This is a genomic window from Phytobacter sp. SCO41 (genome assembly GCF_003073275.1).
In the GTDB taxonomy this organism is placed as follows: Bacteria; Pseudomonadota; Gammaproteobacteria; order Enterobacterales; family Enterobacteriaceae; genus Phytobacter; species Phytobacter diazotrophicus.
Map to the genome: position 1 here is coordinate 3926324 of NZ_CP027225.1, position 26320 is coordinate 3952643.

The 26320-nt window shown below is 53.9% G+C and carries 26 protein-coding genes, 5 tRNA genes and 1 other RNA gene; 13 read left to right on the forward strand and 19 right to left on the reverse strand.

What is annotated here, in order from left to right; all coding sequences use genetic code 11:
- Positions 1-31: 31 nt before the first annotated feature.
- The 3 genes from C5523_RS19160 (at position 32) to C5523_RS19170 (ending at position 2598) form a co-directional block, all read left to right on the forward strand.
- Entirely contained in the window at positions 32-712 is a 681-nt protein-coding gene (locus C5523_RS19160; protein ID WP_039077247.1) for a type 1 glutamine amidotransferase domain-containing protein, read from the forward strand.
- Between the two features lie 11 nt (positions 713-723).
- Positions 724-1200, forward strand: coding sequence for a kinase inhibitor (locus C5523_RS19165; protein ID WP_039077248.1), 477 nt, complete (start codon positions 724-726; stop codon positions 1198-1200).
- 114 nt (positions 1201-1314) lie between these two features.
- Entirely contained in the window at positions 1315-2598 is a 1284-nt protein-coding gene (locus C5523_RS19170; protein WP_039077249.1) for a putative acyl-CoA thioester hydrolase, read from the forward strand.
- Between the two features lie 53 nt (positions 2599-2651).
- Here C5523_RS19170 and pgl read toward each other — a convergent pair whose 3' ends face one another.
- Positions 2652-3647, reverse strand: coding sequence for a 6-phosphogluconolactonase (gene pgl, locus C5523_RS19175; protein ID WP_039077250.1), 996 nt, complete (start codon positions 3645-3647; stop codon positions 2652-2654).
- A gap of 149 nt (positions 3648-3796) precedes the next feature.
- Between pgl and C5523_RS19180 the strand changes: the two genes are divergently transcribed.
- A complete protein-coding gene (locus C5523_RS19180; protein WP_071195583.1) occupies positions 3797-4615 on the forward strand; it encodes a pyridoxal phosphatase in 819 nt (272 codons plus the stop codon).
- Here C5523_RS19180 and modC read toward each other — a convergent pair whose 3' ends face one another.
- The 5 genes from modC to C5523_RS19205 all read right to left on the reverse strand — a co-directional run bounded on the left by modC (position 4616) and on the right by C5523_RS19205 (position 8138).
- Complete coding sequence (gene modC, locus C5523_RS19185) at positions 4616-5674, reverse strand: molybdenum ABC transporter ATP-binding protein ModC (protein ID WP_039077252.1); 1059 nt, start codon at positions 5672-5674, stop codon at positions 4616-4618.
- A gap of 2 nt (positions 5675-5676) precedes the next feature.
- The gene (modB, locus tag C5523_RS19190) at positions 5677-6366 is read right to left on the reverse strand and encodes a molybdate ABC transporter permease subunit (protein WP_039077253.1); all 690 of its coding nucleotides are present in this window, start codon (positions 6364-6366) and stop codon (positions 5677-5679) included.
- Positions 6363-7139 (reverse strand): molybdate ABC transporter substrate-binding protein, encoded by a 777-nt coding sequence (gene modA, locus C5523_RS19195; protein ID WP_071195582.1) that lies wholly within the window; start codon positions 7137-7139, stop codon positions 6363-6365. Before modA ends, modB begins: the two co-directional genes overlap by 4 nt.
- 167 nt (positions 7140-7306) lie before the next feature.
- Positions 7307-7456 carry an AcrZ family multidrug efflux pump-associated protein gene (locus tag C5523_RS19200; protein ID WP_039077255.1) on the reverse strand — a complete coding sequence of 50 codons (150 nt, stop codon included), beginning with the start codon at positions 7454-7456 and terminating at the stop codon, positions 7307-7309.
- An 85-nt stretch (positions 7457-7541) separates the two neighbouring features.
- The gene (locus tag C5523_RS19205; protein WP_039077256.1) at positions 7542-8138 is read right to left on the reverse strand and encodes a hypothetical protein; all 597 of its coding nucleotides are present in this window, start codon (positions 8136-8138) and stop codon (positions 7542-7544) included.
- Positions 8139-8279: 141 nt separating this feature from the next.
- On the opposite strand from C5523_RS19205, the gene modE reads away from it, so the two are divergent.
- The 7 genes from modE (at position 8280) to gpmA (ending at position 16041) form a co-directional block, all read left to right on the forward strand.
- Positions 8280-9068, forward strand: coding sequence for a molybdenum-dependent transcriptional regulator (modE, locus tag C5523_RS19210; protein ID WP_039077257.1), 789 nt, complete (start codon positions 8280-8282; stop codon positions 9066-9068).
- Positions 9069-9134: 66 nt separating this feature from the next.
- Positions 9135-10598: a molybdate ABC transporter ATP-binding protein ModF gene (gene modF, locus C5523_RS19215; protein ID WP_071195581.1), complete on the forward strand. Its 1464-nt coding sequence runs from the start codon at positions 9135-9137 to the stop codon at positions 10596-10598.
- Between the two features lie 220 nt (positions 10599-10818).
- Positions 10819-11835 (forward strand): UDP-glucose 4-epimerase GalE, encoded by a 1017-nt coding sequence (gene galE, locus C5523_RS19220; RefSeq protein WP_071195580.1) that lies wholly within the window; start codon positions 10819-10821, stop codon positions 11833-11835.
- A gap of 10 nt (positions 11836-11845) precedes the next feature.
- Complete coding sequence (gene galT / locus C5523_RS19225) at positions 11846-12895, forward strand: galactose-1-phosphate uridylyltransferase (RefSeq protein WP_103245807.1); 1050 nt, start codon at positions 11846-11848, stop codon at positions 12893-12895.
- 2 nt (positions 12896-12897) lie between these two features.
- A complete protein-coding gene (gene galK, locus C5523_RS19230; RefSeq protein ID WP_103245808.1) occupies positions 12898-14046 on the forward strand; it encodes a galactokinase in 1149 nt (382 codons plus the stop codon).
- Positions 14040-15080: a galactose-1-epimerase gene (galM, locus tag C5523_RS19235; RefSeq protein WP_071194385.1), complete on the forward strand. Its 1041-nt coding sequence runs from the start codon at positions 14040-14042 to the stop codon at positions 15078-15080. Before galK ends, galM begins: the two co-directional genes overlap by 7 nt.
- 208 nt (positions 15081-15288) lie before the next feature.
- On the forward strand, positions 15289-16041 hold the full coding sequence (gene gpmA, locus C5523_RS19245) for a 2,3-diphosphoglycerate-dependent phosphoglycerate mutase (RefSeq protein WP_041852058.1): 753 nt from the start codon (positions 15289-15291) through the stop codon (positions 16039-16041).
- A 185-nt stretch (positions 16042-16226) separates the two neighbouring features.
- Here gpmA and aroG read toward each other — a convergent pair whose 3' ends face one another.
- A complete protein-coding gene (aroG, locus tag C5523_RS19250; protein WP_041852059.1) occupies positions 16227-17279 on the reverse strand; it encodes a 3-deoxy-7-phosphoheptulonate synthase AroG in 1053 nt (350 codons plus the stop codon).
- 321 nt (positions 17280-17600) lie between these two features.
- Here aroG and C5523_RS19255 point away from each other — a divergent pair, with 321 nt between their 5' ends.
- Positions 17601-17981, forward strand: coding sequence for a protein YbgS (locus tag C5523_RS19255; protein ID WP_041852060.1), 381 nt, complete (start codon positions 17601-17603; stop codon positions 17979-17981).
- A 119-nt stretch (positions 17982-18100) separates the two neighbouring features.
- Positions 18101-19039 (forward strand): CDF family zinc transporter ZitB, encoded by a 939-nt coding sequence (gene zitB, locus C5523_RS19260; protein ID WP_041852061.1) that lies wholly within the window; start codon positions 18101-18103, stop codon positions 19037-19039.
- Here the strand turns inward: zitB and pnuC are convergent.
- From pnuC to tolA, 12 genes are all read right to left on the reverse strand, one after another.
- Positions 19036-19755 (reverse strand): nicotinamide riboside transporter PnuC, encoded by a 720-nt coding sequence (gene pnuC / locus C5523_RS19265; protein ID WP_041852062.1) that lies wholly within the window; start codon positions 19753-19755, stop codon positions 19036-19038. The genes zitB and pnuC overlap by 4 nt on opposite strands.
- A gap of 37 nt (positions 19756-19792) precedes the next feature.
- The gene (gene nadA, locus C5523_RS19270; RefSeq protein WP_041852063.1) at positions 19793-20836 is read right to left on the reverse strand and encodes a quinolinate synthase NadA; all 1044 of its coding nucleotides are present in this window, start codon (positions 20834-20836) and stop codon (positions 19793-19795) included.
- Positions 20837-21153: 317 nt separating this feature from the next.
- Positions 21154-21281, reverse strand: a non-coding RNA gene (locus C5523_RS19275) — RtT sRNA.
- 29 nt (positions 21282-21310) lie between these two features.
- Positions 21311-21386 (reverse strand) — tRNA-Lys (locus tag C5523_RS19280).
- 132 nt (positions 21387-21518) lie between these two features.
- Positions 21519-21594: transfer RNA gene (locus C5523_RS19285), tRNA-Lys, on the reverse strand.
- Between the two features lie 142 nt (positions 21595-21736).
- Positions 21737-21812: transfer RNA gene (locus C5523_RS19290), tRNA-Lys, on the reverse strand.
- A gap of 3 nt (positions 21813-21815) precedes the next feature.
- A tRNA-Val gene (locus C5523_RS19295) sits at positions 21816-21891 on the reverse strand.
- Between the two features lie 126 nt (positions 21892-22017).
- A tRNA-Lys gene (locus tag C5523_RS19300) sits at positions 22018-22093 on the reverse strand.
- A gap of 164 nt (positions 22094-22257) precedes the next feature.
- Positions 22258-23046 carry a cell division protein CpoB gene (gene cpoB / locus C5523_RS19305; RefSeq protein WP_041852064.1) on the reverse strand — a complete coding sequence of 263 codons (789 nt, stop codon included), beginning with the start codon at positions 23044-23046 and terminating at the stop codon, positions 22258-22260.
- Between the two features lie 9 nt (positions 23047-23055).
- Positions 23056-23568 carry a peptidoglycan-associated lipoprotein Pal gene (gene pal / locus C5523_RS19310; protein WP_041852065.1) on the reverse strand — a complete coding sequence of 171 codons (513 nt, stop codon included), beginning with the start codon at positions 23566-23568 and terminating at the stop codon, positions 23056-23058.
- Positions 23569-23595: 27 nt separating this feature from the next.
- Positions 23596-24894 (reverse strand): Tol-Pal system beta propeller repeat protein TolB, encoded by a 1299-nt coding sequence (gene tolB, locus C5523_RS19315; RefSeq protein ID WP_041852066.1) that lies wholly within the window; start codon positions 24892-24894, stop codon positions 23596-23598.
- A 131-nt stretch (positions 24895-25025) separates the two neighbouring features.
- Entirely contained in the window at positions 25026-26315 is a 1290-nt protein-coding gene (gene tolA, locus C5523_RS19320; RefSeq protein WP_108701788.1) for a cell envelope integrity protein TolA, read from the reverse strand.
- Positions 26316-26320 lie beyond the last annotated feature (5 nt).

The window sequence follows — 26320 nt, forward strand, 5'->3', positions numbered from 1 at the left end:
GGGTTAACTCATCCCGGAATCAGGAGGAATAATGGCGATTTTAATGATACTGACCTCGCATGACACCCTCGGCGACACCGGGCAAAAGACCGGTTTCTGGCTGGAAGAATTTGCCGCACCGTATTATGTTTTTCGCGATGCAGGGCTGGAGGTTGCGCTTGCCACACCCAAAGGCGGACAGCCGCCACTGGATCCGAAAAGCGATGCGCCCGATGCCCAAACCCAGGACACCGAGCGCTTTCGCAAAGACAAAGCCGCACAGCTCGCCCTGGCAAACACCCACAAACTGAGTGATATCGCCGCAGGGGATTATGAAGCGGTGTTTTACCCCGGCGGGCACGGTCCGCTGTGGGATCTGGCAGAACATCCTGTATCTATCGCGCTTATCGAAAAATATTGGGCCGAAGGCAAGCCGGTAGGAACCGTCTGCCACGCGCCGGGCGTGCTACGCCATGCCCATAAGCCAGATGGCAGCCCACTGGTCCAGGGCAAACGCGTGACGGGTTTTAGCAATAGCGAAGAAGAAGCCGTCGGCCTGACACAGGTTGTGCCATTCCTGGTTGAAGATGCGTTAAAACAGGCCGGAGGCTTGTACGAGCGCGGTGAAGACTGGGGCGTGTATGCAATCACCGACGGTCACCTGGTTACCGGGCAAAACCCGGCGTCATCGGCCGCTGCCGCACAGGAAATCGTCAAGTTGTTGCATCGCTGACAGGAGGTGAAATGAAACTGATCAGTCATGATTTACAGGACGGGGGCAAACTGCCCCACCGCCACGTTTTCAATGGCATGGGCTACGACGGCGACAATATTTCGCCGCATCTGGCCTGGGATGATGTTCCCGCTGCAACTAAAAGTTTTGTGGTTACCTGCTACGACCCGGATGCCCCCACGGGGTCCGGCTGGTGGCACTGGGTCGTCGCGAACTTGCCCGCCGATACCCGCGTATTGCAACAAGGAGCCGGTTCAGGGATAAGCGCGCTGCCGGATGGCGCTATCCAGACACGAACCGACTTTGGCAAAGCCGGTTATGGCGGCGCGGCACCGCCGAAAGGTGAAACCCACCGCTATATTTTTACCGTCTATGCGTTAGATGTCCCGGCTATAGAGGTCGATGCCGACGCCAGCGGTGCGATGGTCGGCTTTAATGTGCATTTCCATTCTCTCGCCAGCGCCTCCATCACCGCCCTTTTTAGCTAAAAAACCATTCATTTGAGGCCGATTTGCACAATCGGCTTCCCGTTTCGCTCAACTTAGTATAAAAAAGCAGGCTTCTGACGAAATCATTTAAACTTGCACAGCCTGGAGTACCCCTTGAACACATTCTCGGTTTCTCGTCTGACGCTGGCACTGGCTTTTGGCGTGACACTGACCGCCTGTAGCTCAACGCCGCCGGATCAACAGCCTTCTCAACAAACTGCGCCGGGCACGGCATCGCGCCCTGTTCTGACGGCGGGCGAAGCGAAAAACTTCGTTGCGGATAACTACTTCGCCTCCCTGACGCCGAACGCAGCCGCGTGGAAGCCTTACGCTATCCGTCTGCCTGCACAGGCAAACTTCGTGGTTGGCCCCGCGGGCACGCCTGGCGTAACGCACAACACCATTCAGGCAGCGGTTGACGCAGCCATCAACAAACACTCCAGCGATCGTCAGTATATTGCCGTGATGCCGGGTGATTACGAAGGCACGGTGTATGTTCCTGCGGCGTCTGGCAGCGTGACCATTTACGGTACCGGCGAAAAACCGCTGGACGTGAAAATCGGGCTGGCTATTGACTCTGAAATGGACAGCACGACCTGGCGTAAACTGGTCAATCCATCAGGCAAATACATGCCGGGTAAACCTGCCTGGTATATGTTTGATAAATGCCAGAGCAACCGTAACGCCACCGTTGGCGTGATGTGCTCCGCTGTTTTCTGGTCACAGAACAATGGTCTGCAACTGCAGAACCTCACCATCCAGAATAGCCTTGGCGACAGCGTTGACGCCGGTAACCATCAGGCGGTTGCGTTCCGCAGCGACGGCGACAAAGTTCAGTTGAATAACGTCAATATCCTGGGTCGCCAGAACACCTTCTTCGTGACCAATAGCGGTGTCGATAACACCCTGCGTAACGATCGCCAGACCCGTACGCTGGTCACCAACAGCTATGTAGAAGGGGATGTGGATATCGTTGCAGGCCGCGGCGCGGTTGTGTTTGATAACACCGATTTCCGCGTTGTGAACTCCCGTACCCAACAAGAAGGCTACGTGTTCGCACCGGCAACCCTGTCCAGCGTTAATTTCGGTTTCCTGGCGACCAACAGCCGCTTTACCGCGACCGGTAATGGCGTGGCGCAACTGGGCCGCTCGCTGGACGTGGATGCCAATACCAACGGTCAGGTTGTGATTCGCGATAGCGTGATCAACGAAGGCTTCAACGTGGCGAAACCGTGGGCAGCCGCAGCGGCTTCTGGTCGCGCGTTTGCCGGTAATACGGGCGCGGTGGATGATAAAGGTAATATCCAGCGTCAGTTGAACGATGCGCGCTTCAACCGCATGTGGGAATTCAACAACCGTGGCGTAGGCAGCCAGGTTGTTGCTGAACCGAAAAAGTAAGCATTTTGAAACGAAAAAACCTCGCCGCGGCGAGGTTTTTTTATGCCTGAAAATCAGTACGCGTTAACCACGACCCACATCGGCCCCTGGCCCACCGCATAACGGGATTTCTCGGTCAGCAGCCCCTGCTCGCCGGTAATTTCATACAACGCGATATGGTGGGATTTCTGCCCTGCCGCAATCAGGAATTTACCGCTGTGATCGACATTAAAGCCACGCGGCTGCGTTTCTGTCGGCTGGAAGCCCTCGATAGCCAGTACGCTGCCATCTTCTGACACGCTGAACACAGTGATCAGGCTGGCGGTACGGTCACAAGCATAGAGGTGACGGCCATCCGGCGTAATATGAATATCCGCCGCCCAGCGGGTATCGGAGAAGTCAGCCGGCATCATATCCAGCGTCTGCACACATTCAATCTTCCCGTGCGCATCATTAAGCTGCCATACATCGACAGAGCTGTTCAGCTCATTCACACAGTAGGCAAAACGTTTGTTCGGATGGAAGGCGATATGGCGCGGGCCAGCCCCTTCAACGGTGGTCACTTCCGCCGGGTCTTGCGGTTGCAGATTGCCATCTTCGGACAGCGTAAACAGACAAATACGATCTTGTTTCAGCGCCGGAACCCACAGGGTGCGATTGTCAGGCGAAATATTGGCAGAATGACAACCTTCCAGCCCTTCTACCACGTCCAGGGTCTCGGTCGGCACGCCATCGTCGAGACGTGTTACGCTGACACAACCCGCGTTATAGGAACCGCTGAACAGGAAACGACCACTGTGATCGGTTGAGATGTGCGTCGGGCTACCTGGCAGCGACGCTTCTGCGGTATAGGTCAGCGCACCATCGTCTGGCGCAATACGGTAAGCAATAACGCGGAATTCCGGGCGTACGCCCACGTAGAGGTAACGTTTATCAGGGCTTATGACCATCGGCTGAACCTGGCCGGGAACATCCACCACCTGCACAAGCGTCAGGGTGCCTTCGGGATTCAAACGCCAGACATGAATCTGCTGACTTTCCGGGCTGGCGGTATAAACGGTTTGTTTCATGAATACTCCTTTCCTTGATACTGCGTTAATTTACCAGGATAGCCTTTTTTCGTGGTTAATGCTGAATTTCACGCGCAAATTTTGCCCATGGCGCGACTCGGTGTACCATCCCGAAAAAGCCAAATTCAACATTGACCACGGAAAACGACATGACCTCGCGTGTATTAGCACTGGATTTAGACGGTACCTTACTGACGCCTAAAAAAACGCTGCTCCCCTCTTCTATCGAGGCGCTTGCCCGGGCAAAAGCAGCGGGCTATCAGTTAATTATTGTTACCGGACGGCATCACGTTGCCATCCATCCTTTTTATCAGGCACTGGCGCTTGATACACCTGCAATTTGCTGTAATGGCACTTATTTGTATGATTATCAGGCAAAAAAAGTGTTAACAGCCGATCCTCTGCCAGTTTCGCAAGCCGTTAAACTGATTGAAATGCTCGAATCCCACGATGTCCACGGTCTGATGTATGTCGATAATGCCATGCTCTATGAAAAGCCAACCGGTCATGTCATTCGCACCAATAACTGGGCACAAACTCTGCCGCCGGAACAGCGCCCGGTCTTCACCCAGGTGGACTCGCTGCGCGCTGCCGCCAGTGACGTTGACGCTATCTGGAAATTCGCCCTGACCGACGAAGACACCAATAAACTTAAGCAGTTTGCCCACACGGTTGAGCAAACACTGGGACTGGAGTGCGAGTGGTCATGGCATGATCAGGTTGATATCGCGCGCACGGGCAATAGCAAAGGCAAACGCCTGACCGAGTGGGTCACCTCACAGGGCTTGTCGATGAAAGAGGTGGTGGCGTTTGGAGACAACTACAACGACATCAGCATGCTGGAGGCGGCGGGCCTTGGGGTCGCGATGGGAAATGCCGATGACGCGGTCAAAGCCCGCGCCAACGTTGTGATTGGCGATAACACCACCGACAGCATTGCCAGCTTTATCTATAGCCATCTGCTCTGATCAGGCGGTGATCGATACACTCTTAATTTGTGCATAGAGCCACAGGCCAGGTTTGATATTGAGCTCATCCCTGGCCCACGGGCTAATTCGCGCCCACAGCGTCCTTCCACTTACATCCAACTGAACTTCCACCTGCCCGTCCAGATCGTAGTTTTGCACCACTTTCGCCCGCAGAGTGTTACGAATACTGGTATTGCCGGAAGGTTGCAGCACCAGCGACACATCCGTTGCCTGAATTCGAATACGCACAGCAGCCTGAAGCGGCTTATCCAGTCTGTTCACCCAAATATGCTGGTCGCCCAGCGCCAGCGCCGTCATGGCGTAATGCGGATGCTGCTCCAGCACGCTGACTTTCAGAATACTGCTTTGCTGCTCCTGAGGTAGCCACGGATTCATCACGCTGCTCCCCCAGACATCTTCGAGGTTACCAAAGGCTTTCACCGCCCCCGCTTCCAGCACCATCACTTTATCGGCAAGGTGCAGGATCTCATCCAGCGAGTGGCTGACATACAGCACAGGAATATTGATTTCCCGCGCCAGGCGTTGCAGATACGGCAACAGCTCACGTTTACGCGGAATATCCAGCGATGCCAACGGCTCATCCAGCAACAACAATTCCGGCGCGGTTAACAGGGCGCGACCAATCGCCACGCGTTGCTTTTCCCCACCCGACAGCCCGCCTGGCAGGCGCTCTAAAAGCTGTTCGATCCCCAGAAGCGCCACCAGCTTGTCAAACTGCCCGGCCATGGATTTCGCCATGCCGTAGCGTAAATTGCCCAACACGTTGTAATGCGGGAACAGGCGCGCATCCTGGAAGACATAACCGACCCGGCGCTTTTCCGGCGGCAGGCAGATTTTTTTCTCAGCGTCATACAGCACGCGATCATTGAGCACGATACGCCCCTGCTCCGGGCGCGTTAAGCCGCTAATCGCATTGATAAGAGAGGTTTTCCCCGCTCCCGATACGCCAAATACCGCCGTGATACCGCTAGCTGGCAGGTTTTCGGCAACCTGCAGACGGTGCGTTCCCAGCGTCTGACTAAAATTCAGCTCCAGCATCGTTATCTCCCGGTCCGTTCACGGCTAACGCGCGCCAGCCATTCCGAAATGAGCAGCGAGACAAGCGCCAGAATAATGGAGATCACACACAAACGCGCCGCCGCCATTTCGCCGCCGGGTGTCTGAATAAGGGTGTACATCGCCGAAGGAATGGTACGCGTTTCGCCAGGGATGTTTGAGACAAAGGTGATGGTCGCCCCAAATTCACCCAGCGAACGGGCAAAGGCCAGCACGGTGCCGACAATAATTCCCGGCAATGTTAAGGGCAGCGTAATCGTCATAAACACGCGCCAGCGCCCGGCACCTAAGGTACGGGCGGCCTGTTCGAGTTTGGTGTCAACGCCTTCCAGCGCCAGGCGAATGGCACGCACCATCAGCGGAAAGGACATCACCGCCGCCGCAAGCACCGCGCCTCGCCAGCTAAAAGCGAAGGTTATACCGAACCAGTCAAAGAGCCACTGGCCGATAAATCCACGTCTTCCCATGGCAATAAGTAGTAAATACCCCACGACAACCGGAGGCAGAACCAGGGGAAGATGCAGGAGACTGTCAAGCAGGGCTTTGCCTGGAAAGGTACAGCGCACCAGTAACCAGGCAAAGAAAATCCCAAAGGGCAAGCTAATAACAACTGCGAGGGATGAAACTTTCAGGCTAAGTATCACTGCCTGCCATTCGGGATCCGTTAATATCATTCGTGTGTCGTAAATCCGTAACGTTTAAACACGGCGGAAGCTTCCGGGGTTTTCAGATAGTCATAGAACGCGCTAACCGTTGCGTTTTTATGACCTTCGGTAATCGCCATCGGATATTCCACCTTCTGGTGAGAGTTTTCCGGGAAAGTCCCGACCACTTTCACGCCCTTACTGGCCACGGCATCAGAACCATAGACGATACCCAGCGGGGCTTCGCTACGTTCAACCAGTGCCAGAGCACCACGTACATCTTCTGCTGGCGCCAGGCTCGGGGACAATTTATCCCACGCCCCCAGCTTTTGCAGCGCTTCTTTCGCATAGATACCTGCCGGGACATGCTCCGGATCGCCAACCGCCAGGCGGCCGCCTTTCAACAAGGTTGCCCAGTCAGTGGCCGCATCAACGGTAATATCGTCCTGCGCACTGCTCTTCGGCGCCACAACAACCAGGCTATTACCCAGCAAGGTTACGCGCGTGCCGGTATCGATACTCTTTTTATCAACCGCGTAATCCATCCATTTCTGGTCAGCAGAAATGAACAGGTCCGCAGGCGCGCCCGCTTCGATTTGACGTGCCAGCGTGGAAGACGAAGCAAACGACGAGACCACCTCGACGTTTTTCTCTTTCTTATACGCAGCGGCAATGTCCTGCATTGCATTGGTCAGCGACGCTGCCGCAAAAACGGTAATTTTCTCTTCATCAGCCAGCGCATGTCCGGCAACAGAAAGCGATAAAGTCGCCCCGGCAAAAAGGCGTAACCATGTACGTGTCATCTGTAACTCCTGTGAGTATCGTTATATAACTGGAAATATAACGATACTACCAGAGATTCACCGAGTGAGGTCATACTCATCAAGAATTACTGAGATTTATGAGATATCGGCAAGCTTATGCCGAACTTGAATAGCAAAACGCCCGCGATTGCGGGCGTTTTTTAAATTCAGCGGCGTTGCGCGGGGCGGTCGCGATGACCAACATTTGAAAAAAGGTTGAATACCTCACCCAGGCCATAAATCAACCCCAGGATGATAGCCATCACCACAGGGACCATGATTACGGCAAAAACTAAGCTTTTCAATAACTCAAACATGGTCAACTCCATTTAGTGTTAAGGGGGCATTCTAACCGCATCTGGCAGAAAAACACTCGCCTTTTGTGCCATCGTCGCTCACCTTTTACAAGGGTTGACGACTCAGTACAAACGTATCCGCGCTGCGAATATTCCATGGCCGGGCAATATTCGAATGTTGAATGCTATCGACTCGTATTTTATCAAATGGAATGCATTTAACTTCTTTGCTTGAATCCCAGGTGGCCAGCCCCTCGTCCGTCACTTTCGAAATGACTGTCCAGTGGCTATATTCCTGCTCACCATCATTATAATCGTAAGCCTGAATAATCACGCGCCCTTCTTTATGGTTCGCCAGACTTAACGTATCGAGGATATCCCGGCGATCGCGAGGTTTATCGTTATGCCAGTAGGGCATGCTGAAGGTGAACTGCCATTGTTCGCGGGTTTTCGGGTCGTAAAATTCATACTCAGCGTTCAACAGCGCCATCGTCCGACTCAGGGTATTTTTAAGCGAACCGCGAGCAATGCCGTTAACAAACCCCATTGGATCGCCATCAAAAACGTATTGCTGCAAAATTATCGGGAAGATTTCCGGGAGCGCCAGTTCTGGTTCCAGTAAATGTATGCCGTTCGCGATGGCGTAAAAACCACAGGCTCCGTCCAATTCGCCTTGCAAGGCCGGGCGTTTTTTAACTGCCATATTCTGTTCCTTCAGTGGAGTGTCTCTTTCCCCTATCGACAATTGTGACATTATCTTTAGAAAAACAATGCGTGCAGGTGAAGACTAGGCTCCAGGTCGATTTTCCTTCACACTATTCTTTTTACATCAGGACACTAAGCTATGCAGGCTGAAATTCTTCTTACCCTTAAGCTCCAGGAACGGCTGTTCGCTGACCCGCGCCGGATTAATTTACTCAAACAGATAGAACAGACGGGTTCCATAAGCCAGGGGGCGAAGAATGCAAACATCAGCTATAAAAGTGCCTGGGATGCCATTAATGAAATGAATCAGCTCAGCGAACAGACGCTGGTGGAACGCGCGACAGGGGGAAAAGGCGGCGGCGGCGCGGTTATCACCCGCTACGGTCAGCGTCTTATTCAACTCTATGATTTACTGGGTCAGATTCAGCAAAAAGCGTTTGATGTGTTAAGCGACGACGATGCCCTGCCGCTGAATAGCCTGCTGGCGGCCATTTCCCGTTTTTCGCTGCAAACCAGCGCCCGTAATCAGTGGTTTGGTACCATTACCGCCCTCGACCACCAGCAGGTACAGCAACATGTCGATGTGCTTCTGGCGGATGGTACGACATCACTCAAAGTCGCCATTACTGCGCAAAGCGCGCAGCGCCTGGATTTGACGCAAGGCAAAGAGGTGCTGGTGCTGCTGAAAGCCCCGTGGGTAGGCATTACAACCGACCATGCCACTGCGCAGCAGGCCGATAATCAGCTCCGTGGGCGAATCAGCCATATTGAGCGTGGCGAACTGCAGTACGAAGTTCTGATGGCGCTACCCGACGGCCAGCAGTTATGTGCGACCGTGCCCGCACAGCAGGCGCAAGATCTAAAGGAAGCGGCTGAGGTCACGGCATATTTTAATGCTGACAAGGTCATTCTCGCCACGTTGTGCTAAGTAGATTGACAAGTTGCCTGCCAGCACGTATCCCTGTCTGTATCGCTGCAAAAAATGGGATACATAATGTCATCATTGCAAATTTCGCAAGGCACGTTTCGTCTTGGCGACACCCGAACGCTGTCGATTGATCATTTAACGCTGCAGTCGGGTGAAAGCTGGGCGTTTGTCGGTGCAAACGGTAGCGGGAAATCGGCGCTGGCTAAAGCACTGGCTGGCGAATTGACGCTCCTTAAAGGGGATCGCCAGAGTAACTTTTCACGCATTACCCGTCTGTCATTCGAACAGTTGCAAAAACTGGTCAGTGAAGAGTGGCAACGTAATAACACCGATATGCTAAGCCCCGGTGAAGATGACACCGGACGCACCACCGCAGAAATCATCCAGGATGAGGTCAAAGACGCCGCGCGCTGCCAGCAGTTGGCCGAACGTTTTGGTATCACGTCCCTGCTCTCACGCCGCTTTAAATACCTTTCCACAGGAGAGACGCGCAAAACACTTCTCTGCCAGGCGCTGATGTCGCAACCTGATTTACTGATTCTGGACGAGCCTTTTGACGGCCTGGACGTTCATTCACGGCAAAATCTCGCTCTTCTCCTCGCCGAGCTTAATGCAGAAGGTTACACCCTGGTGCTGGTTCTGAACCGCTTCGATGAGATCCCGGATTTTGTGCAGAATGCGGGCGTGCTGGCTGACTGCGCGCTAACGGAAATCGGCGAAAAATCGGCATTGTTACAGCAGGCGCTCATCGCACAACTGGCGCATAGCGAGAACCTGGCGGGAATGGCGCTGCCGGAGCCAGATGCGCCGCCAGCGCGCGATCAACTGACCGCCGGTGAGCCGCTGATTGTGCTGAAAGAGGGTGTCGTCTCCTATAACGATCGTCCGATTATCAATCATCTCAACTGGACCGTTCGACCAGGGGAACACTGGCAAATTAGCGGGCCGAACGGCGCGGGAAAATCGACACTGCTCAGCCTGGTAACCGGCGATCATGCGCAAGGCTACAGCAACAATTTAACCCTTTTTGGCCGCCGTCGCGGCAGCGGCGAAACCATCTGGGATATTAAGAAGCACATCGGTTACGTCAGCAGCAGCCTGCACCTGGACTATCGCGTTAGTACGACCGTGCGCAATGTCATTCTTTCCGGCTATTTTGACTCCATTGGCATTTATCAGGCTATTTCGGACAAACAGCGTAAACTGGCGCAACAGTGGCTGGACATCGCCGGGTTTAATGCGAAAACCGCCGATGCGCCGTTCCATAGCCTGTCATGGGGCCAACAGCGTCTGGCGCTGATTGTCCGTGCGTTGGTTAAACATCCGACCTTACTGATCCTCGATGAGCCGCTGCAAGGGCTGGATCCGCTGAACCGTCAGTTGATTCGCCGCTTTGTTGATGTGCTGATTGGCGAAGGCGAAACGCAATTATTGTTTGTCTCCCACCATGCCAGTGATGCCCCTTCTTGTATCACGCATCGTTTACAGTTTGTCCCAGACGGCGACAACTGGCGCTACCAGTTTGAGTGAGTTTTTCACAGGCGGGGCATCCCCCCGCCTCTGTTTCAGAACATTTTCAGAATTTATGCATCATTGCATCATTATTTATCTGATTTATAATAGGTTGGATTGGCAGATAATACATAACACATCGCAGTGTAAACGATTCCACTAATTAATCACATATCACAGTTTTGCCATCTCTGTTATGCTAAAGTTAATTCATAACATACGCTTGATGGAGTGATATATGAAAGTTTTGGTTACAGGTGGTAGCGGTTACATTGGAAGCCATACCTGTGTGCAACTGCTGCAAAATGGCCACGACGTCATCATCCTCGACAACCTGTGTAACAGCAAACGCAGTGTCGTGCCGGTGCTTGAACGCCTGGGGGGCAAATCCGCCCTGTTTATCCAGGGTGACATTCGTGATGAAGCACTGCTGGCTGAAATCCTGCACGATCATGCAATCGAAGCGGTTATCCACTTCGCGGGGTTAAAAGCCGTTGGCGAGTCAGTAGCCAAACCGCTGGAGTACTACGACAACAACGTCAATGGCACGCTTCGCCTGGTGAATGCCATGCGTGCGGCCAACGTCAAAAACCTCATTTTTAGCTCCTCCGCAACAGTGTATGGCGATCAGCCGCAAATCCCTTATGTCGAAAGTTTCCCGACGGGCACCCCGCAAAGCCCCTACGGCAAAAGCAAGCTGATGGTCGAACAGATCCTGACCGACCTGCAAAAAGCCCAGCCGGACTGGAGCATTGCGCTGCTGCGTTATTTCAACCCGGTGGGCGCTCATCCGTCAGGAGATATGGGTGAAGACCCGCAGGGTATCCCGAACAACCTGATGCCTTACATTGCCCAGGTGGCCGTGGGCCGTCGCGACTCTCTGGCGGTATTTGGTAATGACTACCCGACGCCTGATGGCACCGGCGTTCGCGATTACATCCATGTGATGGATTTAGCCGACGGGCACGTTGTGGCGATGGAAAAACTGGCGGGCAAGCAAGGCGTCCATATTTATAACCTCGGCGCAGGCGTTGGCAGCAGTGTGCTTGACGTGGTTAACGCATTCAGTAAAGCGTGCGGTAAGCCGGTGGCGTACCATTTTGCTCCCCGCCGCGATGGCGATCTGCCTGCCTACTGGGCAGATGCAAGCAAAGCGGATAATGAACTGGGCTGGCGTGTGACCCGTACGCTCGATGAAATGGCACAAGATACCTGGCGCTGGCAGTCCCGCCACCCGCAGGGTTACAGCGATTAAAGGAAGGGTTATGACGCAGCAATTTAATCCGGTCGATCATCCGCATCGCCGTTACAACCCGCTGACCGATCAATGGGTTCTGGTGTCGCCGCACCGCGCCAAACGCCCCTGGCAGGGGGCTCAGGAAACCCCGGCGAAACAGACCCTGCCGGCCCACGATCCCGACTGCTTTTTGTGTCCGGGGAACACGCGCGTCACCGGCGATAAAAACCCCGATTACCCCGGCACCTATGTCTTCACCAATGACTTTGCGGCACTGATGACCGACACGCCGGATGCGCCGCAAAGCAGCGATCCGCTGATGCGCAGCCAGAGCGCGCGCGGCACCAGCCGCGTTATCTGCTTCTCGCCGGATCACAGCAAAACCCTGCCGGAACTGAGCCTGAGCGCGCTGGAAGCGGTGGTGAAAACCTGGCAGGAACAGACCGCCGATCTGGGCCGCACTTACCCGTGGGTTCAGGTTTTTGAGAACAAAGGCGCGGCCATGGGCTGCTCGAACCCGCACCCGCATGGACAGGTGTGGGCCAACAGCTTTCTGCCCAATGAAGCCGAACGCGAAGACCGTCTGCAGAACGCCTATTTCCGCCAGTACGGCTCCCCCATGCTGGTGGATTACGCTGAACGCGAGCGCCAGGACGGCAGCCGCACCGTCGTTGAGACCGAACACTGGCTGGCCGTGGTGCCCTACTGGGCGGCCTGGCCGTTTGAAACGCTGCTGTTACCCAAAGCGCATATCCTGCGGATCACCGACTTAACCGACGCGCAGCGTGGCGACCTGGCGCTGGCCCTTAAGCAACTGACCAGCCGCTACGACAACCTGTTTCAGTGCTCCTTCCCCTACTCGATGGGCTGGCACGGGGCCCCCTTCACCCAGCAGGATCAGAGCCACTGGCAGTTGCACGCGCATTTTTACCCGCCGTTATTACGCTCCGCCACGGTACGTAAGTTTATGGTCGGTTATGAAATGCTGGCTGAGACGCAGCGTGACCTGACGGCAGAACAGGCGGCCGAACGTCTGCGCGCGGTCAGCGATATTCATTTCCGCGAATCCGGAGTTTAACCATGAGTCTGAAAGAGAAAACACAGTCCCTGTTTGCTGAAAAATTTGGCTACCCTGCCACCCATACCATCCAGGCGCCGGGGCGCGTAAACCTGATCGGCGAACATACCGATTATAACGACGGGTTTGTGCTGCCCTGTGCCATCGATTACCAGACCGTGATCAGTTGTTCACCGCGTCAGGATCGTACCGTGCGCGTTATCGCCGCCGATTACGACAACCAGCAGGATGAATTCTCACTCGACACCCCCATTGTGACCCACCCTTCACAGCAGTGGTCAGACTATGTGCGTGGCGTGGTGAAACATCTGCAAAAGCGTGACAACAGCTTTGGCGGGGCGGATCTGGTGATCAGCGGTAACGTGCCGCAGGGCGCGGGCCTGAGCTCGTCCGCCTCGCTGGAAGTGGCGGTCGGCACCGTGTTCCAGCAGTTGTACCACCTGCCGCTGGACGGCACGCAAATCGCCCTGAACGGCCAGGAAGCGGAAAACCAGTTTGTCGGCTGTAACTGCGGCATTATGGACCAGCTTATCTCGGCGCTGGGTAAAAAAGGCAGCGCGCTGCTGATCGACTGCCGCTCGCTGGGCAGCAGGGCGGTCTCCATGCCGGAGGGCGTCTCCATCGTCATCATTAACAGTAATTTTAAACGCACCCTGGTGGGCAGCGAGTACAACACCCGTCGTGAGCAGTGCGAAACCGGCGCGCGTTTCTTCCAGCAAAAAGCGCTGCGTGACGTGAATATCGATCAGTTCAACGCCGTCGCGCACGAACTGGATCCGGTGGTTGCCCGCCGCGTCCGCCATGTGCTGACCGAGAATGCGCGTACCGTGGAAGCCGCCAGCGCGCTGGAAAAAGGCGACCTGCAGCGTATGGGCGTCCTGATGGCGGAATCCCATGCCTCCATGCGTGATGATTTCGAAATCACCGTACCGCACATCGACACTCTGGTGGAGATCGTGAAAAACACCATCGGCGATAAAGGCGGCGTGCGCATGACCGGCGGCGGATTTGGCGGCTGCGTGGTCGCGCTGGTGCCGGAAGCGCTGGTGCCTGCGGTGAAAGAGGCCGTTGCGGCACAGTACGAAGCTAAAACCGGCATTAAAGAAACCTTTTACGTGTGCAAACCTTCACAGGGAGCGGGACAGTGCTAAATGAATCTTCCGGGGCAGCGCCAGATGGACTGCCCTTCCGTCTGATTACCCTGCGCAACAGCGCAGGGATGGTGGTCACCGTCATGGACTGGGGCGCAACGTTGCTGTCGGCACGGGTCCCGCTTTCCGATGGTTCAGTGCGTGAAGCGCTGCTCGGTTGTGCCACCCCCGAACACTATATCCACCAGAACGCCTTTCTGGGCGCCTCGGTGGGGCGCTACGCGAACCGTATCGCCAAAAGCCAGTTTATCCTCGACGGGGAAACTTATACGCTCGTGCCAAGTCAGGGTGAAAACCAGTTGCACGGCGGCCCGGAAGGGTTTGATAAGCGCCGCTGGCGGATTGAGCGACAAAATGACAGTGAAGCGCTGCTTTCATTAACCTCGCCTGATGGCGACCAGGGTTTTCCTGGTAAAGTAAACGCCAGCGTGCTTTATCGTCTTGGCGAAGATAACCGCCTCGCTATTGAGTATCGCGCGACCACGGATAAGCCTTGCCCGGTGAATCTGACCAACCACGCCTACTTCAACCTTAACGGCGATCAGAGCGACGTGCGCAGCCACAGGCTGCAATTGCTGGCGGATGCTTATCTACCGGTCGACAGCATGGGCATCCCGGTGGGCGATCTGAAAAACGTGGCGCAGACCAGCTTTGATTTCCGCCAGCCGAAAACGCTGGCACAGGATTTCTTAAGCGATGACGATCAGCGCGTGGTAAAAGGTTACGATCATGCGTTTTTGCTGCAGGCCAAAGGCGATGCCAGCCAGCCTGCCGCACACGTCTGGTCGGCGGACAATAAGCTGCAAATGTCTGTTTATACCTCAGCCCCGGCGCTACAGTTTTACTCCGGGAATTTCCTTGAAGGGACACCCGCACGCGGCAATACGGCCTACAGTGCGTGGCAGGGTCTGGCGCTGGAAAGCGAGTTTTTACCCGACAGCCCGAACCGCCCGGACTACCCTCACGATAGCTGCATTCTGCAACCCGGTGATGAATATGTCAGCCTGACGGAATATCACTTTATTCCCGCCTGATAACCAACCCTCCACGCGGAGGGTTTTTTTTGCCCATTTCGCTGAAATATCGGCCACTCATCGACAAAATGGTAACCACTAATTCACAAGCACCTTACACTGGGCCACTATTTTCGCTATGGTTAAGGGTAATCGTTGCTGCTGGTCATTACAGGGCAATATAATGAGAATTGTTATCATTCAATCAGGCTTATGAAGGAGTAAGTGTATGGCTGTTACTAAACTGGTTCTGGTTCGTCACGGCGAAAGCCAGTGGAACAATGAAAACCGCTTCACCGGTTGGTACGACGTTGATCTGTCCGAGAAAGGCGTTAGCGAAGCCAAAGCAGCAGGTAAACTGCTAAAGGATGAAGGCTTCAGCTTCGACTTTGCGTATACCTCTGTGCTGAAACGTGCCATCCACACCCTGTGGAATGTGCTGGACGAACTGGATCAGGCCTGGCTGCCGGTAGAGAAATCCTGGAAACTGAATGAGCGTCACTACGGTGCGCTGCAGGGTCTGAACAAAGCAGAAACCGCTGAGAAATACGGTGACGAGCAGGTTAAACAGTGGCGTCGCGGCTTTGCTGTTACGCCACCGGAGCTGACGAAAGATGATGAGCGTTTCCCGGGCCACGATCCGCGTTATGCAAAACTGACCGAGAAAGAGCTGCCGACTACCGAGAGCCTGGCGCTGACTATCGAACGCGTTGTGCCGTACTGGAACGAAACCATTCTGCCGCGCCTGAAAAGCGGTGAGCGCGTCATCATCGCCGCACACGGCAACTCCCTGCGCGCGCTGGTGAAATACCTGGATAACATGGGTGAAGACGAAATCCTCGAACTGAACATCCCGACTGGTGTGCCACTGGTGTATGAGTTCGACGAAAACTTCAAGCCTATCAAACACTACTACCTGGGGAACGCCGACGAGATCGCTGCAAAAGCGGCTGCCGTTGCCAACCAGGGTAAAGCGAAGTAATTTTCGCAAAGCATAAAAAAAGCGTGGAGCAATCCACGCTTTTTTTCTTTGTGGCGCCAATACACAACATCATTTGAGGCTGTGCCGGAGCGGCAAAGAAAGAAATCCCCGAGAGCATAGATAACTCTGTGACCGGGGTTTCTGAGTGCAGCCAATAAAGAGACAGGCTTAAGGATGAAGTGTAGTTACTGGCGACGCGCTTTTACTGCTGCCGCTAGTTGACGGAGGACCGTGTCGGTATCTTCCCACCCAATGCAGGCATCGGTCACGCTCTTGCCATAGACCAGCGGTTCGCCACTTTCGAGACTCTGATTGCCTTCCACCAGGTGGCTTTCAATCATCACGCCGATAATTGCTTTCTCGCCGCCAGCAATCTGCTGACAGACATCTGCCCCCACTTCCATCTGCTTTTTGAACTGCTTACTGGAGTTCGCATGGCTGAAATCAATCATCACCTGTGCAGGCAGACCGGCTTTTTCCAGCCCCACTTTCACTTCTGCTACATGTTTTGCACTGTAGTTCGGCTCTTTACCACCGCGCAGAATGATATGGCAGTCGCCATTCCCGCTGGTGTTAACAATCGCGGAGTGACCCCATTTGGTCACGGAGAGGAAGCAGTGTGGCGCTCCCGCCGCATTGATCGCGTCAATGGCGACTTTGATGGTGCCGTCAGTGCCGTTTTTGAATCCCACCGGGCAAGAAAGGCCAGAGGCCAGCTCACGGTGAACCTGGGATTCAGTGGTACGCGCGCCAATAGCGCCCCAGCTCATCAGGTCGGCAACGTACTGCGGGGTGATCATGTCAAGGAATTCACCGGCAGCCGGTAATCCGCTGTCATTGATATCCAGCAATAACTTACGCGCAATACGCAGGCCATCGTTGATTTGGAAGCTGTTATCCATGTGCGGATCGTTGATGAGCCCTTTCCAGCCGACGGTGGTGCGCGGTTTTTCAAAGTAAACGCGCATCACGATCTCCAGCTCACCCTGGAGCTCTTCACGCAGCGTCAGCAGACGCGCTGCGTACTCCTTGGCCGCAGCCGGATCGTGAATAGAGCACGGGCCAATCACCACCAGCAGGCGATCGTCATTGCCTTTCAAAATTTTGTGAATCGCTTTGCGGGCATGAGAGACCGTTTTGGCCGCAGTTTCGGTAGCAGGAAACTTCTCAAGAAGCGCGACAGGAGGTAATAACTCGTTAATCTCTTTAATGCGTAAATCGTCGTTCTGATAATTCATGATCGTTCCAGCGTTGCCATACTTATTTTAATGAATGCAATCTCTCCAATCTAACTTGTCAGTCAGGTAGTGTAAACGCGAATTTACAGTTCGGGCAGAAAATTCCTGGAATTCCCCTAAAAACCGTCAGAAAGTAGCGAATAGCGATAACGACGCTACACTTTTTAAGTGTTAATACTTAGTTTGATTTATTTTTCAAGATTATATTCTGCCTTAATCGGCAGTATATAACATGTTTCACTACTGAGCGTGATAGTTCGTTCGCGCATGTCAGGCCGATGATTCGTATCGGTAAACAATGACCAGAACAGGAGCATCATGATGAAAATGAATAAATTAGCGACACTTTTCTTAACGACAACTCTGACCCTGGCAAGCGGTGCGGCATTCGCTGCGGATTCTACCTCTCAAAACAATAATGGTCAGGCAAACGCCGCCGCCAGCGCGGGACAGACAGCGCCGGATGCGAAAGAGAACCTTGCGCCAAATACCTCAACAAATGGTTCTGATTCTTCAGGCATGAAACTGAACACGGAGAAACACACCAACTCTCATGTCGGTACTCAGCACATGACAAAAGATGAGATCCATAAAAACTCTCAGTGTAAAGACGGTAAGTGCCCGGATATCAATAAGAAAGTTCAGACCGGTAACGGTATTAACAATGACACAGATACCAAAACCGACGGCACAACGCAGTAAAAATAGTCTGCGGCCACAATGGGGAGAGCTTCGGCTCTCCTCAATTTTTTCTGCTGATTAGCAAAAGATCTGCAATGATGTAAGACGCTGCTAACGCCAATTACACGGGACGGCTCATTATGGCGCATTCACACTCTCACTCTCATCTCCCTGCTGACGCCAATGCGCGGCGATTACTTCTGGCCTTTAGCGTCACAGCATTGTTCATGTTGGTCGAGGTGGTGGGGGGACTGGTTTCAGGCTCACTGGCGTTACTGGCCGATGCCGGGCATATGCTGACGGATGCTGCTGCACTCTTTTTTGCCCTGCTGGCAGTGCATTTTGCCCACCGCCCTTCAGGACCCCGACGCACTTTTGGCTGGCTTCGTCTGACCACGCTGGCTGCCTTTGTTAATGCCATTGCGCTTGTATTGATTACTTTTTTTATCGTCTGGGAAGCCATTCAGCGCTTTTACCATCCTCAACCCGTGGCAGGTATGACAATGATGGTGATTGCCGTCATGGGATTGCTGGCGAATATCCTGGCATTCTGGCTGCTGCATCGTGGTAATGAAGAACGGAATTTGAATGTCCGGGCGGCAGCCCTGCATGTTCTTGGCGATCTGCTGGGCTCCGTGGGCGCCATTGCCGCTGCGCTGATCATTATGTTTACCGGCTGGACACCCGCCGACCCGATACTTTCCATACTGGTCTCGGTGCTGGTATTACGCAGCGCGTGGGCACTCTTGCGTGAAAGCGTCAATGAATTGCTGGAGGGAGCGCCCACTTCACTGGATATCAACGCCCTGAAACGGCATCTGCGGCGGGCCATTAGCGAAGTGCGCGATGTCCATCATGTGCATGTCTGGCTGGTGGGAGAAAAAGCGCTGATGACGTTACATGTCCAGGTTATTCCACCGCACGATCACGACGGACTACTGCGGCAAATTGAACATTTTCTGGTGCATCACTATCAGATTGAGCATGTCACCATTCAGATGGAGTACCAGCCCTGTAGCGGGCCTGACTGCCATCTCAGCGAGACGCAGCCAGACCACAGCCATTCACACCATCATTAGTTCGAGAACGCGTGAGAGCCGCGCTCACGGGCGCTATTTATCCACATCCGGCTACCGTTGAGTGCGATAAAGGTCAGAATCATATATTCCAGCGACATGGCCCAGACGCCTTGCAGGGCAAAAATCACCACGCTGATGACATTGATAATGACCCACAGCAGCCAGTTCTCGACATATTTCCGCGTCATCAAAACCATGGCGACGATGGAAAGTACCATCATGCAGGAATCCCAGAACGGGAAGGCGTCTGGCTGCAGTTCGGGCATCGCCACATTCAGCCCCACCGTCTGCATCATCGAGACCGCCACGCGCGTGAGCACCGCAAAGACCGGATCGATAAAGAAGGTCATAAAACCGATAGCAAGCGCGCAGACAACCAGCCAGGCTAAAGCCTTGGGTAAAGGCAACCAGCGGATTTGCAGAACTGCCTCGTTGGCGGTTGTTTGCCGCGACCAGGCGTACCAGCCGTAGATATTGGCGGCAAAGAAAAACAGCTGAAGCAACAGGCTGGCGTAGAGCTGGATCTGGAAGAAGATAATGGCAAACAGCGTTACGTTGATTAAGCCAAATGCGTAATTACTGATTTTTTCCAGGCTGGCGAGCCAGATGCATAACAGTCCCGCCACCGTCCCTACTGCTTCAATCCATGAAAGATCGTAGCCTCCGGCGCCGATCGGGATATGTACCAAGATATTCTGTGTGCTAAAAAAATCCATCTTTTCCCCAGAGCGTATTCCTACGCATTTTTCCTCATTAAGAACGTAGTGTAGCCGCAAAATCCAACATACGGTTCAGTGGCAACAAAGCGCCTTCACGCAGCGCGGCGTCGACATGGATCTCGTGCGCCGCGCCGCCGTTCTCCAACCCTTCGGCAATGGCCTTCAGACCATTCATTGCCATCCACGGGCAGTGAGCACAGCTACGGCAGGTTGCTCCCTCCCCGGCGGTCGGCGCCTCAAGTAACTCTTTCTCTGGCACCGCCTGCTGCATTTTATAAAAGATACCGCGGTCAGTGGCGACAATCAGTTGCTTATGTGGAAGTGTTTTTGCGGCATTGATCAACTGGCTGGTGGAACCGACCGCGTCGGCCAGTTTGACCACAGAATCCGGAGATTCCGGGTGCACCAGGATGGCGGCATCCGGATAAAGCGCCTTCATGCGAGTCAGCGCCTGTGTTTTAAATTCGTCATGTACGATGCAGGCCCCTTGCCAACACAGTACATCCGCACCCGTTTGTTTCTGTACGTAGCTGCCGAGATGGCGGTCAGGCGCCCAGATGATTTTCTCGCCGAGGCTATCCAGATGTTCAATCAACTCAACGGCAATACTGGATGTCACAACCCAGTCAGCACGGGCTTTCACTGCCGCTGAGGTGTTGGCGTACACCACAACGGTACGGTCAGGATGCGCATCGCAAAAAGCGCTGAACTCCTCAATCGGACAGCCCAAATCCAGCGAACACTCGGCGTTGAGTGTCGGCATAAGGATGGTTTTTTCGGGACTGAGGATTTTGGCGGTTTCACCCATAAAGCGCACGCCAGCTACCAGCAGCGTTGAGGCCGGATGTTTAGCTCCAAAGCGCGCCATCTCAAGTGAGTCAGAAATACAGCCACCCGTCTCTTCCGCCAGTTGCTGAATTTCCGGGTCCGTGTAGTAGTGCGCAACCATCACGGCATCACGCTCTTTTAACAGGCGTTTGATTTTTTCCCGATAAAATTCTTTTTCATCACGGCTCAGCGGGAGAGGCTTAGGGGGAAAAGGATAGATTGCGGCTTGCGGATCGAACATTACGCTCATCATGCTTACTCGTTTTACTGGCTTAACAAAATGCCTTTCTTTTACGACAGCGCGGCAAAGGTAAGGCGAATGTGTTTTATATACTAAACAAGATAGCGGATTAAGGGGTAAAAGTCACAAGAAATGAACGGATGGGTGATGAAGTGCAAGGGAAAGCGATGAATGGGCGCATTGCAGATAGCAAAAAAGCGCCGCCAGCGCCATTTTTACATTGGTGGGTCGTGCAGGATGACTCGGCTTCGCCTCGCCCTTCGGGCCGTCGTCGTAAACGACTCCGTTATCCTGCACATCCTGATAACAGGATGCCACATAAAATTTGGTGGGTCGTGCAGGATAACTCGGCTTCGCCTCGCCCTCCGGGTCGTCGCCGCAGGCGGCTCCGTTGTCTCACTGCGTTCGACCCGAACCTGCAGCAGGCTCGAATCTTGTATATTGCAGATAGCAAAAAAGCGCCTTTAGGGCGCTTTTTTACATTGGTGGGTCGTGCAGGATTCGAACCTGCGACCAATTGATTAAAAGTCAACTGCTCTACCAACTGAGCTAACGACCCCTTGCGGGATTTTACTGCTTTAATCATTCAGAGTGGTGGGGCGTACAGGATGACTCGGCTTCGCCTCGCCCTACGGGCCGTTGCTGACGCAACGTTATCCTTCACGTTCTCTACCAGTGACCACCTTGGAATTGGTGGGTCGTGCAGGATTCGAACCTGCGACCAATTGATTAAAAGTCAACTGCTCTACCAACTGAGCTAACGACCCATACGGGTGTCATCTGAAAGATTTTTACTCGGAACCACATAAAGCTGTGGATCGTGCAGGATGACTCGGCTTTGCATCGCCATTCGGCCGTTGCTAACGCAACGAGATCCTTCACGTTTAACACTGGAGTAAAGCGTTAAATTGGTGGGTCGTGCAGGATTCGAACCTGCGACCAATTGATTAAAAGTCAACTGCTCTACCAACTGAGCTAACGACCCGAGTGGTGGGTGATGACGGGATCGAACCGCCGACCCCCTCCTTGTAAGGGAGGTGCTCTCCCAGCTGAGCTAATCACCCGATACTACGCTGGATACTGACTTAGTGGTGGGTCGTGCAGGATGACTCGGCTTCGCCTCGCCCTACGGGCCGTTGCTGACGCAACGTTATCCTTCACGTTTAACTACCGCTTTCCACCAGAAAGATTGGTGGGTCGTGCAGGATTCGAACCTGCGACCAATTGATTAAAAGTCAACTGCTCTACCAACTGAGCTAACGACCCACTTTTGCGTTGCTTTTGGTTTGTTTGATATCCCGTGGCAACGGCGGCATATATTACTGATTTAAGAACGCAGCGCAACAAGAATTTCGAGGAAGATCACCTGACTGCTTATGATTCACGCGACAAGACCAGAAAAAAAGCGATTTCTGGTCATGTGCTATTCATCACATAGAACCGAGACGTTTCTGTGCCTGTTTTGCACCTTCAGTACCCGGATACTTCGCGACCACCTGCTGGTAAACGGCTTTCGCCTTCGCCGTGTCACCTTTGTCTTGCATGATCACGCCGACTTTAAACATCGCATCTGGTGCTTTCGGTGATTTTGGGTAATTTTTCACCACGGAGGCAAAATAGAACGCCGCATCATCCTTTTTACCCTTGTTGTAATTCAACTGCCCAAGCCAATAGTTGGCATTCGGAACATAGGTTGAATCAGGGTATTTTTTAACAAAGTTCTGGAATGCGGCAATCGCGTCATCCTGGCGAGATTTATCCTGTACCAGGGCAATCGCAGCATTGTAATCGGTATTGGCATCACCGCTTTGTACCGGTGCGCCAGAGGTTGCCGCTTCGTCAGGCGCTGCCTGTGCCGCTGCCCCACCCTGATCGCCCGAAGCCTGCTGCGTTTGACCTGCCGCACCGCCGTTACTCAGACTACCGATCTGCTGCTGAATTTGCTGCTGACGTTCAACAACCTGATTAAGCTGGTACTGACTTTCCTGAATTTGGCCACGCAGGGTGTCAATATCCGCCTGGTTATCAGCGAGTTGTTGCTGGAGTTGAGTTAAAAGCTGGCTGTGAGCATTAGAAATACGCTCGAGTTGAGTGACACGGTCTTCGACCGAGCCTGAGCCGACACTACTGATTGGCGCTTGAGCATTAGCGGCCCAGGGGGCCGCTATGCCAACCAGTAACGACAGACTCAATAAATGATGTCTGAGGTTACTGCTCATGCAATTCTCTTAGTAAACCAGTACGGCACGACGGTTTTTAGCGTAAGCCGCTTCGTCATGACCCAGTACTGCAGGTTTTTCTTTACCGTAAGAAACGATGGAGATCTGGTCAGCGGTAACACCTTTACCCTGCAGGTACATTTTAACGGCGTTAGCACGACGTTCGCCCAGGGAGATGTTGTATTCCGGAGTACCACGTTCGTCCGCGTGACCTTCTACGGTGACTTTGTAAGACGGGTTGCTACGCAGGAAGTTAGCGTGCGCGTCCAGCATCGCAGCGAAATCAGAACGGATGTCATACTTGTCCAGATCGAAGTAGACGATGTTGTTCTGCTGCAGCTGCTGCATCTGCAGACGAGCTTGCTCTTCAGAAGACATGTTACCGTTGCCGTTCATACCAGTGCCCGCACCCAGCATACCTTCGCCATTCTGGTCGTTGGTTGCTTTTTTAGAAGAACAGGCCGCGATTGCCATGATCGGCAGAACCAGCATCAGGCCTTTCAGCACTTTGTTCAGTTGCATTTCGTTAATTCCTTTAATTACCAATTATTATTTAGACAGATACGGCGACCAGGCAGGGGATTTCACCTGTCCATCAGACGCCGGAATACGCGCTTTGAAACGCCCATCTGTAGAAACCAGATTCAGCACGGATCCCATCCCCTGAGAAGAGCTGTAGATTACCATCGTGCCGTTAGGTGCCAGACTCGGCGATTCATCCAGGAACGTTGACGATAAAACCTGCACGCCACCCGCTACCAGATCCTGCTTGGCAATGTGCTGCTGACCGCCATCGGAGCTCACCATTACCATAAACTTACCGTCAGAACTTACGTCAGCATCCTGGTTTTGTGAACCCTGCCAGGTGATACGCTGCGCAGCGCCGCCGTTAACGTTAATTTTATAAACCTGTGGACGACCTGCCTGGTCGGAAGTAAACGCCAGATTCTGGCTATCCGGGAACCAGGTGGGTTCAGTGTTGTTGCTGCGACCGTCGGTGACCTGACGGATTTGACCAGACCCCAGATCCATCACATAGATGTTCAGGCTACCGGTTTTTGACAGCGCAAAGGCAATTTTAGAACCATCCGGAGAGAACGCCGGCGCACCGTTGTGACGCGGGAAAGACGCAACCTGACGAATCGCGGTGCTGGACAGATCCTGAATCACCAGCGCAGAACGACCACTTTCGAAGGTCACATACGCCAGTTTAGAGGCATCTGGCGACCACGCCGGAGACATCAGCGGCTGCGAAGAGCGGTGAACAACGGCAGTGTTGAAACCATCGTAGTCTGAGACGCGCAGTTCGTACGGGAACTGGCCGCCACTGCTCTGCACGACATACGCGATACGGGTGCGGAATGCACCTTTAATGCCGGTCAGTTTCTGGAACACATCGTCACTGGCAGTGTGCGCGCCATAGCGCAGCCACTGTTTGCTGACGTTGAAGGAGTTCTGTGCCAGTACGGTACCCGGCGCACCGCCGGTGTCGACCAACTGGTAAGCCACTTTATAGGTGCCATCCGGGTTCGGGCTGACCTGGCCCACAACGACGGCATCAATACCCAGCGCAGACCATGCTGCGGGCTGAACTTCCTGGGCCGTCGCCGGCTGCTGAGGCAGACGAGAACGATCCAGAGGATTGAATTTACCGCTGTTACGCAGATCCGACGCCACGATATTGCCGATATCCTCAGGCGCGCCGCCAGGGCCTGCCCACTGGAAGGGCACAACACCGATTGGGCGTGCCGAGTCCACCCCCTGGGTGATCTCGATACGTACTTCTGCGTGCAGCACCGCTGCCCACAGCATCAGAAAACCAAACGCTACACGTAATGCCTGCTTCATCTCATCTCCCTTATCCGGGCGGAAAACCCGCGATAATTTAGCAGAATGTTAACAAACTCAAATAGACAAAACTACTTCACACACTGGTACAACTTAGCTCGTATTTTCTCTTTTACATGAGAAAAACGTTACTAAGGTTTAAAGTCCAGTGGCGCATTTTTAAACACTTCGTAAACCGCCTGGCTTGGTGGCTTAGGAATTTTTGCCTGGCGTGCCGCTGCCAGTGCAGCCTGACAAAGCGCAGGATCCCCACCTTCAGACTGAATGTCTTTCAGCGTACCATCAGGGCCAAGTTTTATACGTAACGTACAAACCTTGCCAGTAAAGGACGGATCCATATAAAACTTGCTCTCAATGGCCGATTTGATCATACCCGCATAGTTGCTGATATCAGCCCCGGACGCACCATTATTTTTCGTGTTACCACTCCCGGCGGCGGCATTAGCCCCTTTTGCACCACCACCTGTTTTCGGCGCATTCTTACCGGAACTCAGGTCGCCCAGCAGATCGTCAACGCCTGACGCGGCAGCCGCTTTCTCTGCAGCCGCTTTCTTGGCTGCAGCAGCTTTCTCGGCAGCGGCTTTCTTGTCGGCAGCAGCCTTCTCAGCAGCGGCTTTCTTATCTGCAGCGGCCTTCTCAGCAGCAGCGGCTTTTTCAGCGGCGGCTTTCTCTGCCGCTGCCTTCTCGGCAGCCGCGGCTTTTTCAGCGGCGGCCTTCTCTGCTGCGGCTTTTTTCGCAGCGTCCGCAGCCGCTTTCTTCTCAGCATCCTGCTGAGCTTTCTTCGCGGCTTCGGCTTCGGCTTTCTTCTGAGCATCGGCTGCAGCTTTGGCCGCTTCAGCTTCGGCTTTTTTCTTCGCATCAGCCGCCGCTTTAGCTGCATCGGCTTCTGCTTTTTTCTGTGCATCTGCCGCCGCTTTCTTCGCGGCTTCCGCGGCTTCTTTTGCCTGTGCATCCGCTTTCGCTTTTGCATCAGCAGCGGCTTTTGCTGCAGCTTCTTCCGCCTGTTTTTGCGCTTCCTGCGCTTTCTTCGCGGCGTCTTCTGCTTTTTTCTGTTCTGCGGCCTGCTCACGGGCAGCTTCTTGCGCCTGCAAACGTTCCTGCTCAAGCTGTTTTAAGCGCTCCTGCTCGGCAGCCTGTTTTTCACGCAGTTCTTCTGCCTGCTGCTGGGCCTGCTTGTCACGTTGCTCTTGCGCACGCTTTGCGCTGGCCTGTTGCTGCTGCTGACGGTTGTAATTCTGGACAACGGCACCGGGATCGACCATTACCGCATCAATAGAAGAACCGCCGCCGCCACCCGCAGAAGCATCAATATTTTCATCAAACGAACTCCAGATCAGCAGTGCAACCAGAATCACATGCAACACCGCCGAAATGATTATCGCTCGTTTAAGTTTGTCGTTTTGTTCGGTTGCCTTTGACACTCTCG

Coding starts and splice junctions, on each gene's coding strand:
- C5523_RS19160 (WP_039077247.1), top strand. CDS start 32: ATGGCGATTTTAATGATACTGACCTCGCATGACACCCTCGGCGACACC.
- C5523_RS19165 (WP_039077248.1), top strand. CDS start 724: ATGAAACTGATCAGTCATGATTTACAGGACGGGGGCAAACTGCCCCAC.
- pgl (WP_039077250.1), bottom strand. CDS start 3,647: ATGAAACAAACCGTTTATACCGCCAGCCCGGAAAGTCAGCAGATTCAT.
- C5523_RS19180 (WP_071195583.1), top strand. CDS start 3,797: ATGACCTCGCGTGTATTAGCACTGGATTTAGACGGTACCTTACTGACG.
- modC (WP_039077252.1), bottom strand. CDS start 5,674: ATGCTGGAGCTGAATTTTAGTCAGACGCTGGGAACGCACCGTCTGCAG.
- modB (WP_039077253.1), bottom strand. CDS start 6,366: ATGATATTAACGGATCCCGAATGGCAGGCAGTGATACTTAGCCTGAAA.
- modA (WP_071195582.1), bottom strand. CDS start 7,139: ATGACACGTACATGGTTACGCCTTTTTGCCGGGGCGACTTTATCGCTT.
- C5523_RS19200 (WP_039077255.1), bottom strand. CDS start 7,456: ATGTTTGAGTTATTGAAAAGCTTAGTTTTTGCCGTAATCATGGTCCCT.
- C5523_RS19205 (WP_039077256.1), bottom strand. CDS start 8,138: ATGGCAGTTAAAAAACGCCCGGCCTTGCAAGGCGAATTGGACGGAGCC.
- modE (WP_039077257.1), top strand. CDS start 8,280: ATGCAGGCTGAAATTCTTCTTACCCTTAAGCTCCAGGAACGGCTGTTC.
- modF (WP_071195581.1), top strand. CDS start 9,135: ATGTCATCATTGCAAATTTCGCAAGGCACGTTTCGTCTTGGCGACACC.
- galE (WP_071195580.1), top strand. CDS start 10,819: ATGAAAGTTTTGGTTACAGGTGGTAGCGGTTACATTGGAAGCCATACC.
- galT (WP_103245807.1), top strand. CDS start 11,846: ATGACGCAGCAATTTAATCCGGTCGATCATCCGCATCGCCGTTACAAC.
- galK (WP_103245808.1), top strand. CDS start 12,898: ATGAGTCTGAAAGAGAAAACACAGTCCCTGTTTGCTGAAAAATTTGGC.
- gpmA (WP_041852058.1), top strand. CDS start 15,289: ATGGCTGTTACTAAACTGGTTCTGGTTCGTCACGGCGAAAGCCAGTGG.
- aroG (WP_041852059.1), bottom strand. CDS start 17,279: ATGAATTATCAGAACGACGATTTACGCATTAAAGAGATTAACGAGTTA.
- C5523_RS19255 (WP_041852060.1), top strand. CDS start 17,601: ATGAAAATGAATAAATTAGCGACACTTTTCTTAACGACAACTCTGACC.
- zitB (WP_041852061.1), top strand. CDS start 18,101: ATGGCGCATTCACACTCTCACTCTCATCTCCCTGCTGACGCCAATGCG.
- pnuC (WP_041852062.1), bottom strand. CDS start 19,755: ATGGATTTTTTTAGCACACAGAATATCTTGGTACATATCCCGATCGGC.
- nadA (WP_041852063.1), bottom strand. CDS start 20,836: ATGAGCGTAATGTTCGATCCGCAAGCCGCAATCTATCCTTTTCCCCCT.
- cpoB (WP_041852064.1), bottom strand. CDS start 23,046: ATGAGCAGTAACCTCAGACATCATTTATTGAGTCTGTCGTTACTGGTT.
- pal (WP_041852065.1), bottom strand. CDS start 23,568: ATGCAACTGAACAAAGTGCTGAAAGGCCTGATGCTGGTTCTGCCGATC.
- tolB (WP_041852066.1), bottom strand. CDS start 24,894: ATGAAGCAGGCATTACGTGTAGCGTTTGGTTTTCTGATGCTGTGGGCA.